Origin of the sequence: Xenorhabdus santafensis (assembly GCF_033949405.1) — a bacterium.
In the GTDB taxonomy this organism is placed as follows: Bacteria; Pseudomonadota; Gammaproteobacteria; order Enterobacterales; family Enterobacteriaceae; genus Xenorhabdus; species Xenorhabdus santafensis.
The window spans coordinates 1-357 of sequence record NZ_VCDN01000496.1; the positions used below are offsets into that span (position 1 = coordinate 1).

Consider the following 357-nt stretch of genomic DNA (forward strand, 5'->3'; position numbering starts at 1 on the left):
AATCGGTTTTTATATCGGTTGCAAGTTTATTCCGATTTTGATTGAAATGTTGATTTAATCGTGTTTTATGAGTGAAAAACGTATTCCGTTTTTAGGGGAGGAATGAAAATTGGAACTAAAATCGGAAATGCATACACCGAAAATTGTTGCGGATCTTTTAGGAATCACACCCGATTTGCTAAAGGTATGGTCAAATGAATTTAACATACAAACGGAGCGAAGCCAGGGAGGGCATCGCAGATACGCGAAAGAAAATATAGAAGAATTAAAAGCAATAAAAGAAAAAATACAGACGCAAAAATGGTCTTACGATCAAATTCGGGCATGGCGAAACGGAGAACTTGATTCGTTTGTTTC

Annotated in this window: 1 protein-coding gene; it reads left to right on the forward strand. The window is 36.4% G+C overall.

Features of this window, described 5'->3' with window-relative positions; translation table 11 throughout:
* Positions 1-109: 109 nt before the first annotated feature.
* A partial coding sequence (locus FE392_RS23185; protein ID WP_319932021.1) for a MerR family transcriptional regulator occupies positions 110-357 on the forward strand: 248 nt, incomplete at its 3' end.